Genomic DNA, 8,160 nt, shown 5'->3' on the forward strand with positions numbered 1-8,160 from the left:
CTCTCGTTTCTCACTCCTCTCCGCTCGTTTCTCGCCTTCAGCGCATCGGCGGCAGCCCGCCCATGCCACCCATGCCCTTCATCGCGCCGCGCATCTGCCGCATCAGGCCCTTGCTGCCGCCCTTGCCCAGCTTGGACATCATCTTTTCCATCTGCATGTACTGCTTGAGCACCCGGTTGACGTCGGCCGGCTGGGTGCCGGAGCCCCGCGCCACGCGGGCACGGCGCGAGCCGTTGAGCAGGTCCGGGTGGCGGCGCTCCTTGCCGGTCATCGAGTTGATGATCGCGATCATCTTCTTCATTTCGCCGTCGTTGACCTTCGACTTCACGCTGTCAGGCAGGCTGGAGACGCCGGGCAGCTTGTCCAGCAGGCCGGCCAGGCCGCCCATGTTGCCCATCTGCTCCAGCTGATCCTTCATGTCGTTGAGGTCGAAGCGCTTGCCCTTCATCACCTTCTGGGCCAGCTTCTGCGCCTTGTCCTGGTCGACCTTGCGCTCGACCTCCTCGACCAGGCTCAGCACGTCACCCATGCCGAGGATGCGCTGGGCCAGGCGGTCGGGATGGAATGGTTCCAGCGCGTCGGTTTTCTCGCCGGCACCGAGGAACTTGATCGGCTTGCCGGTAACGTAGCGCACCGACAGCGCCGCGCCACCACGGGCGTCGCCGTCGCTCTTGGTCAGGATCACGCCGGTCAGCGGCAGCGCCTCGTCGAACGCCTTGGCCGTGTTGGCCGCATCCTGGCCGGTCATCGAATCGACCACGAACAGGGTTTCGATCGGCGTGATCGCGGCGTGCAAAGCCTTGATCTCGGCCATCATCGCCTCGTCCACATGCAGGCGGCCGGCGGTGTCGACGATCAGCACGTCGACCAGCTCGCGCCGCGCGGCGGCGATGGCGTCCCTGGCGATGCGCACCGGGTCCTGGCCCACCTCGGAGGGGAAGAACTTCACCCCGACCTGCCCGGCCAGCGTGCGCAGTTGCTCGATGGCGGCCGGACGATAGACATCGCAGCTGACCACCATCACTTTCTTCTTCTTGCGCTCGGTCAGCAGCCGCGCCAGCTTGGCGACCGTGGTGGTCTTGCCCGCGCCTTGCAGGCCAGCCATCAGCACCACCGCGGGCGGCTGCTGGGCCAGGTTCAATTCGGTGTTGGCGATGCCCATCACCATGGTCAGCTCATCGCTGACCACCTTCACCAGCGCCTGACCGGGCGACAGGCTGCGCGCCACTTCCTGGCCGACCGCGCGCACCTTGATGCGCTGGATCAGCGCCTGCACGACCGGCAAGGCCACATCCGCCTCCAGCAGCGCGATGCGCACTTCGCGCAGCGCTTCGCGGATGTTCTCGTCGGTCAGCCGGCCGCGACCGCGCAGTCGGTTGACGGTGGTGGCAAGGCGTTGGCTGAGCGACTCGAACATGGCGAAACCGGCGAACAGGAAAAGGATGATTATAGCGGACGGATCGATCGGCTCCCGCATGCAACCCGGCCGGGCCCTGTGCGACACTTCACCGTCATGCCGCTGACTCTTCCTTCCATTCTCGCCATCGCCCTCTACGCCGGCGGCGCCGCCTTGCTGGCTGCTCCGCTGACGGGTTGTCCGCGCTCGCCGCGGCGGCTCGGCCTGGCGACGGCAACGGTGGCGGTCCTGCTGCACGCAGCGGTCCTGCTGGGAGCGCATGGCGGCCGGCTCGACCTGCACTTCTTCGCCGCGCTGTCGCTGGTGGCCTGCGTGGTGGCTGCGCTGACCCTGCTGGTGAACCTGTCGCGACCGGTCGCCGGGCTGGGCGTGATCGTGTTTCCGCTGGCTGCACTGTTGCTGGCGCTGGACGTGTTCCTGGCGCCGCCGACCGTGCCCAGGCCCATGGACTGGCAGATCCAGTTGCACGTGGTGATTGCGCTGCTTGCCTACAGCGTGCTGTCGATCGCGGCGGTACTCGCCCTGCTGCTGGCGGTGCAGGAGCGCGCGCTGCGCGCGCGCCGGCCAGGCATGCTGGTTCGCGCCCTGCCGCCGCTGACCCAGACCGAAGCCTTGCTGTTTCGCCTGATCGGCGCCGGATTCGCGCTGCTCACCCTGACCTTGCTGAGCGGCTTCCTGTTCATCGCCAATATCCGTGCGCAACACCTCGTGCACACCACGGTGCTCAGCGTCGTGGCATGGCTGATCTTCGGGGCCTTGTTGTGGGGTCGCTGGCGCCATGGCTGGCGCGGGCGCAGCGCCGTCAACCTCACCCTGATCGGCATGGCGGTGCTGGGGCTGGCGTTCTTCGGCTCGAAATTCGTGCTGGAAGTGATCCTGCAGCGCACGATGGGCTGAATCCGCCCGCGACCGGTTCTAGCGGCAGGCGTCGATCGCCTCTCCCAGCCGCTCCACACCGATCACTTCCATCTCGCCGACCCTGCCCTTCTTCGGCGCATTCGCCTTGGGCACGATCGCGCGGCGGAAGCCGTGATGGGCCGCTTCCTTGAGCCGCTCTTCGCCATTGGGCACCGGACGGATCTCGCCGGACAGGCCCACTTCGCCGAAGGTGACCATGTGCTCCGGCAGCGGGCGATCGCGCAGGCTGGACAGCACCGCCAGCAGCACCGGCAGGTCGGCCGCGGTTTCCTGCACGCGGATACCGCCGACCACGTTGACGAACACGTCCTGGTCGTACGCTGCCACGCCGCCATGCCGGTGCAGCACGGCAAGCAGCATGGCGAGCCGGTTCTGCTCCAGGCCCAGGGTGACCCGGCGCGGGTTGCCCAGCGAGGACTGGTCGACCAGTGCCTGCACCTCGACCAGCAAGGGGCGCGTGCCCTCGCGGGTCACCATCACCGCGCTGCCTGATGTCGGAGTGCTGTGCGAGGAAAGGAAGATCGCCGACGGATTCGGCACCTCGCGCAGGCCCTTGTCGCTCATCGCGAACACGCCCAGCTCGTTGACCGCGCCGAAGCGGTTCTTGAACGCGCGCAACACGCGAAAACGGCTGCCCGATTCGCCCTCGAAATACAGCACCGCGTCGACCATGTGCTCGAGCACGCGCGGGCCGGCGATGCCGCCCTCCTTGGTCACGTGGCCGACCAGGAACACTGCCGTGCCGGTCTCCTTGGCGAAGCGGGTGAGCTTGGCGGCCGATTCGCGCACCTGCGACACCGAGCCGGGCGCGGCGGCCAGCAATTCCGTCCAGATGGTCTGGATCGAGTCGATCACCAGCACCTTCGGCCGCGTGGCCATGGCCTGTTCGAGAATCCGTTCGATGCAGGTCTCGGCCAGCGCCTGCAGCGGCTCCAGCGCCAGGCCCAGGCGCTGCGCACGCGCGGCCACCTGCGAAAGCGACTCCTCGCCGGTGACGTAGACGCTGGGCAGCTGCAGACCCAGCGTGCCAAGCACCTGCAACAGCAGGGTCGACTTGCCGATGCCCGGATCGCCGCCGATCAGCACCACCGAACCTTGCACCAGACCACCGCCCAGCACGCGGTCCAGCTCGCCGATGCCGGTCAGCGTGCGCGCGTCGGCGGTCAGCATCACTTCGGTCAGCGGCGTGATCTTCGGCGCGCCCGCAGCGGCGCCGGCATAGCTGGAACGCTGTGCACCTGCCGACGCCTTGCCCGCCGTGGCCGGCTCCAGCACGATCGCGCTGAGCGTGTTCCACACCCCGCACTCGACGCACTGTCCCTGCCACTTGCTGTGCTCGGCGCCGCATTCGGTGCAGACGTAGGCGGTCCTGGCTTTGGCCATGCGGATTTCCCGAGTGTAGCGACGGAGGACAACGAGTTTAGTGCGCGACCATCGCAGGCGGCGAGACGCGCGCGGCGCGCAACGATGTCAGCCTTCATCCTCGACGAAAAGCACACGGCGGGTCATGCCGCAAGTGAGGTCGTAGGAGATCGTGCCGGCCGCGGCGGCGATCGTTTCGACCGGAAGCTGCGGCCCCCACAGCGTCACCCGGTCGCCGATCGTCGCGTCGGGTGCGCCGCGCAGGTCGAGCGTGATCAGGTCCATCGAGACCCGGCCGATCAATGCCACGCGGCGATCGCCGACGAGCACCGGCGTGCCGGCGGCGGCACTGCGCGGATAGCCGTCACCGTAGCCGACCGCGGCCACACCGACCGGCATGTCCTCGGGACAGGTCCAAGTGCCGTTGTAGCCGATGCGCTCGCCTCGGCCGATCCGGTTGATCGCGATCAGCCGGGTGGACAGCGTCATCGCCGGGCGGAAGCCGAAATCGCCACCATGCCTGCCCTCGACGACCGACAAGCCGTACAGCAATCCGCCGGTGCGCACCCAGTCGCCGCGCGCGTCGGGCCAGCCGAGCACCGCGGCGGAATTGGACAGCGAGCGCGGGCCGGCGAACGAGTCCGTCACCGCCGCGAAGCGGGCGATCTGCGCCGGCGTCTGCGGGCCGTCGAACACCTCCGAATCGGAAAAATGCGTGAGCAGGCCTATCTCGGGATCGATGCCGGCCATCGCGGCCAGCTGCGCATGCACCGCCGCGACACGCCCGGGCGCGAAGCCCAGCCGGTGCATGCCGCTGTCGACCTTCAGCCACACCCGCAGCCGCCCGCGCACCGGCGCCATCGCGGCCAGCCATGGCAACTGCGCCTCGTGATGGATGGTCGCTTCCAGCTGCAGCCGCTGCATCTCGGCGAGGTCGCCCGGCTTGTCCGGCCCGGACAACACCACGATGCGCTGCCGATGCCCCGCCGCGCGCAGGCGCAGGCCATCGCCCAACGCCGCCACCGCAAAGCACTCGGCCTCGCCATCCAGCGCACGCGCCACCCGCTCCAGCCCATGCCCGTAGGCATCGGCCTTGACCACCGCCATCACCTTCGCCGGCGCCGCCATGGCCTTGAGCCGCGCCAGATTGTGGCGCAGCGCACCGAGATGGATGGTGGCGACGGTGGTGCGGCTCATGGGGCTTTGCCCGGCAATGGGACATCGGAGACAAGGAATGGGAAAAGCATGCGACCTTGAGATACGACTTGGCGTTCCAGATTCGGCAAGCCCTCAGAAGCGCTTCGAAGACCGCCGGTTCTTCCCGATTCCCGATTCCCCATTCCCCGCCTCAATCAAACCCGCCCACGAACGAGTCCGGTGCGTAGTTCACGAACTTGGTGTAGTGGCCGAGGAAGGTCAGTTTGCAGGTGTCGGTGGGGCCGTTGCGCTGCTTGCCGATGATGATTTCGGCGATGCCCTTGTCCTGCGATTCCTTGTTGTAGTACTCGTCGCGGTAGATGAACATGATCACGTCGGCGTCCTGTTCGATGGCGCCGGACTCGCGCAGGTCGGACATCATCGGGCGCTTGTCGGCGCGCTGTTCCAGCGAGCGGTTCAACTGCGACAGGGCGATCACCGGCACGTTCAGCTCCTTGGCAAGCCCCTTCAGTGAACGCGAGATTTCTGAAATTTCGGTGGCGCGATTCTCCGTGTTGCCGGGCACCTGCATCAGCTGCAGGTAGTCGATCACGATCAGGCCGAGACCGCCGTGCTCGCGATGCAGCCTTCGCGCGCGCGAACGCAACTCCACCGGCGACAGGCTGGGCGTGTCGTCGATGAAGATCTTGGCGTCGGACAGCAGCGCGATGGCATTGGAGACGCGCGGCCAGTCCTCCTCCTCCAGCGTGCCATTGCGCAGATGCTGCTGGTGGATGCGGCCCACCGAGGAGATCAGGCGGAATGCAAGCTGCGAGGAGGACATCTCCATCGAGAACACCACCACCGCCTTCTTGCTGCCCAGCGCCGCAGTCTCGGCGATGTTCAATGCGAAGGCCGTCTTGCCCATCGAGGGGCGCGCGGCCACGATGATCAGGTCCGACGGCTGCAGGCCGGAGGTGAGCTCGTCCAGGTCGGTGAAGCCGGTGCTGACGCCGGTAAGCTGGCCGCGGTTCTGGTAGCGCTCGGTGAGCAGCTTGAAGGCATCCTTCACCGCCTCGCGCATCGAGACGGAATCCTTCTTGCCGCGGGCGCCGGATTCGGCGATGTGGAACACGCGCTGCTCGGCGCTTTCCAGCACCTCGTGCACGCTCTTGCCTTCGGGCCGGTAGCCGTCCTCGGTGATCGAGGTGCCGGCGTCGATCAGCTGGCGCAGTACCGACTTCTCGCGCACGATCTCGGCATAGGCGGCAATGTTCGCCGCGCTGGGCGTGCTGTTGGCCAGCTCGATCAGGTAGCCGGCCCCGCCGACCATCTCGGCCAGGCCATTGCTCTCGAACCAGTCGCCCAGGGTCACCGCGTCGCACGGCATGCCCTTGTTGGCCAGCTCGTTGATCGCGCGCCAGATCAGCCGGTGATCCTTGCGGTAGAAATCGTCCTCGGCCAGCCGGTCGGCGACGTTGTCCAGCGCGCCGGGGGCCAGCATCAACCCGCCCAGCACCGCCTGCTCCGCGTCGATGGAATGCGGCGGCACCCGCAACGCCTCGATCGCCGCGGAGGAGGATTTGCGCTCTGGGACGAAGGACATCGGATTACCTCGGGAACGACCCCGCCACCGGCGCCGCAGGCGCCGACCGCAGGTGGGCGGACATGTCGACACATCATGCGCGGCCGCGTCTCACGCGTCGAGACAACAACTCTGTGGATATGTTGGGGATGGCTGGGGATAAAGCCGGGAATGGGGAATCGGGAGTGGTGAATCGAAGGCAGCGACCAGGTCGTTTCCGATGCCCTGTTCCCCATTCCCGGCCCTCGAAAAACAAACGGGCGCCTCGCGGCGCCCGGACGTTTCCGATGGACCGGAACTTACTTGTCGCTGACCACGATCACCTTGACGGTGGTGTGCACGTCGGCGTGCAGGTGCACGGCAACCTCGAACTCGCCGGTGGTGCGCAGCGGGCCTTCGCCCAGGATCACTTCGCCCTTGTGGACGGCGTGACCTTCGGCGGCCAGGGCCTCGGCGATGTCGCGCGGGCCGACCGAACCGAACAGCTTGCCCTCGGCACTGGCATGTGCCGGGATCGTCACCGCCACATCGGCGAGCTTGGCCTTGCGCGCTTCGGCGTCGGCCAGCACGGAGTTGGCCTTGGCCTCGTACTCGGCGCGACGCTGCTCGAATGCGGCCAGGTTGGCGGCATTGGCGCGCGCGGCCTTGCCCTGCGGCAGCAGGTAGTTGCGGCCGTAACCCGGCTTCACGGTGACCTTGTCACCCAGGTTGCCGAGATTGCGGACTTTCTGCAGAAGAATGAGTTCCATGATGCTTTCCTGTTCGTTAGCGCCGGTGTGGCCCGACGCAGCCAGAGGACGGTTGTCCGAAGTCTTGCACCCTCTCCCCATCGGGGGAGAGGGCTGGCGTAAGGGGCCGGACTTGCGATGGTGCCTGTCGAAGAGACTTCGATGAAGCTTGTCGCGAGCACCCGCCCCTCATCTGCCCTGCGGGCATCTTCTCCCCGGAGGGGAGAAGAAACGGCGGGTCAGACGTCGTGGTTGTCGGTATACGGCAGCAGCGAGAGGAAGCGCGCGCGCTTGATCGCGGTGGCCAGCTGGCGCTGGTAGCGCGCCTTGGTGCCGGTGATGCGGCTTGGCACGATCTTGCCGTTCTCGGTGACGTACTGGCGCAGGGTGTTGAGATCCTTGTAGTCGATCTCCTTCACGTCTTCGGCAGTGAAGCGGCAGAACTTGCGGCGGCGGAAAAACTTGGACATGTGGGTGCTCCCTGATCAGTCGTCGCTGTCGCGATCGTTGTCGGCGTGGCCATGGCCACGGCTCTCGCCATCGTTGTCGTCGTCGCGGCGACGGCTGGACTTGGCGTCGTCCTTTTCCTTCGACTTCAGGATGAAGGACGGCTCGATGTCGGCCTCGTCACGACGGATCACCAGGTGGCGCAGCACGGCGTCGTTGAAACGGAAGCCGGACTCCAGCTCGTTCAGCGCGTTCTGGCTCACTTCGATGTTGAGCAGCACGTAGTGTGCCTTGGCCAGGTTGACGATCGGGTAAGCCAGCTGGCGCCGGCCCCAGTCTTCCAGGCGGTGGATCTTGCCGCCGTCGGCCTCGATCAGCGACTTGTAGCGCTCGAGCATGGCCGGAACCTGCTCGCTCTGGTCCGGATGGACCATGAATACGACTTCGTAATGACGCAGGGTCATCGTGGGTTGACTCCTTGTGGATGCGGCCAAAGCGGCCTGGCAGCCTCCCGTCAGTGCGGTGAGGCAAGTGTCCCGCCCGTGCCCTTTCGGGTGCAGACAGAA

Annotated in this window: 8 protein-coding genes; 1 reads left to right on the plus strand and 7 read right to left on the minus strand. The window is 66.9% G+C overall.

Annotation, left to right across the window (positions count from 1 at the left end):
• Positions 1-37: 37 nt before the first annotated feature.
• On the minus strand, positions 38-1,417 hold the full coding sequence (ffh, locus tag ACFCQI_RS18695) for a signal recognition particle protein (protein ID WP_395121407.1): 1,380 nt from the start codon (positions 1,415-1,417) through the stop codon (positions 38-40).
• 96 nt (positions 1,418-1,513) lie between these two features.
• On the opposite strand from ffh, the gene ACFCQI_RS18700 reads away from it, so the two are divergent.
• Entirely contained in the window at positions 1,514-2,314 is an 801-nt protein-coding gene (locus ACFCQI_RS18700; RefSeq protein ID WP_395119197.1) for an inner membrane protein YpjD, read from the plus strand.
• 18 nt (positions 2,315-2,332) lie between these two features.
• On the opposite strand, the gene radA is transcribed toward ACFCQI_RS18700, so the two are convergent.
• From radA to rpsF, 6 genes are all read right to left on the minus strand, one after another.
• The gene (radA, locus tag ACFCQI_RS18705) at positions 2,333-3,718 is read right to left on the minus strand and encodes a DNA repair protein RadA (RefSeq protein WP_395119199.1); all 1,386 of its coding nucleotides are present in this window, start codon (positions 3,716-3,718) and stop codon (positions 2,333-2,335) included.
• Positions 3,719-3,805: 87 nt separating this feature from the next.
• Positions 3,806-4,894, minus strand: coding sequence for an alanine racemase (alr, locus tag ACFCQI_RS18710; protein ID WP_395119201.1), 1,089 nt, complete (start codon positions 4,892-4,894; stop codon positions 3,806-3,808).
• A gap of 151 nt (positions 4,895-5,045) precedes the next feature.
• A complete protein-coding gene (locus tag ACFCQI_RS18715; protein WP_395119203.1) occupies positions 5,046-6,440 on the minus strand; it encodes a replicative DNA helicase in 1,395 nt (464 codons plus the stop codon).
• A gap of 278 nt (positions 6,441-6,718) precedes the next feature.
• A complete protein-coding gene (gene rplI / locus ACFCQI_RS18720) occupies positions 6,719-7,168 on the minus strand; it encodes a 50S ribosomal protein L9 (RefSeq protein WP_395119205.1) in 450 nt (149 codons plus the stop codon).
• A gap of 218 nt (positions 7,169-7,386) precedes the next feature.
• Positions 7,387-7,617, minus strand: a complete 231-nt coding sequence (rpsR, locus tag ACFCQI_RS18725; protein ID WP_007081973.1) for a 30S ribosomal protein S18 — start codon at positions 7,615-7,617, stop codon at positions 7,387-7,389.
• A gap of 15 nt (positions 7,618-7,632) precedes the next feature.
• Positions 7,633-8,058, minus strand: coding sequence for a 30S ribosomal protein S6 (gene rpsF, locus ACFCQI_RS18730; RefSeq protein ID WP_395119207.1), 426 nt, complete (start codon positions 8,056-8,058; stop codon positions 7,633-7,635).
• Between the last annotated feature and the right edge of the window lie 102 nt (positions 8,059-8,160).

This window comes from Rhodanobacter sp. FW102-FHT14D06 (genome assembly GCF_043950705.1).
GTDB lineage: Bacteria > Pseudomonadota > Gammaproteobacteria > Xanthomonadales > Rhodanobacteraceae > Rhodanobacter.

Excerpts from the sequence above, each read along its gene's own strand:
- rpsR (WP_007081973.1), bottom strand. The coding sequence starts at position 7,617 with ATGTCCAAGTTTTTCCGCCGCCGCAAGTTCTGCCGCTTCACTGCCGAA.
- rpsF (WP_395119207.1), bottom strand. The coding sequence starts at position 8,058 with ATGACCCTGCGTCATTACGAAGTCGTATTCATGGTCCATCCGGACCAG.
- radA (WP_395119199.1), bottom strand. The coding sequence starts at position 3,718 with ATGGCCAAAGCCAGGACCGCCTACGTCTGCACCGAATGCGGCGCCGAG.
- ffh (WP_395121407.1), bottom strand. The coding sequence starts at position 1,417 with ATGTTCGAGTCGCTCAGCCAACGCCTTGCCACCACCGTCAACCGACTG.
- alr (WP_395119201.1), bottom strand. The coding sequence starts at position 4,894 with ATGAGCCGCACCACCGTCGCCACCATCCATCTCGGTGCGCTGCGCCAC.
- rplI (WP_395119205.1), bottom strand. The coding sequence starts at position 7,168 with ATGGAACTCATTCTTCTGCAGAAAGTCCGCAATCTCGGCAACCTGGGT.
- ACFCQI_RS18715 (WP_395119203.1), bottom strand. The coding sequence starts at position 6,440 with ATGTCCTTCGTCCCAGAGCGCAAATCCTCCTCCGCGGCGATCGAGGCG.
- ACFCQI_RS18700 (WP_395119197.1), top strand. The coding sequence starts at position 1,514 with ATGCCGCTGACTCTTCCTTCCATTCTCGCCATCGCCCTCTACGCCGGC.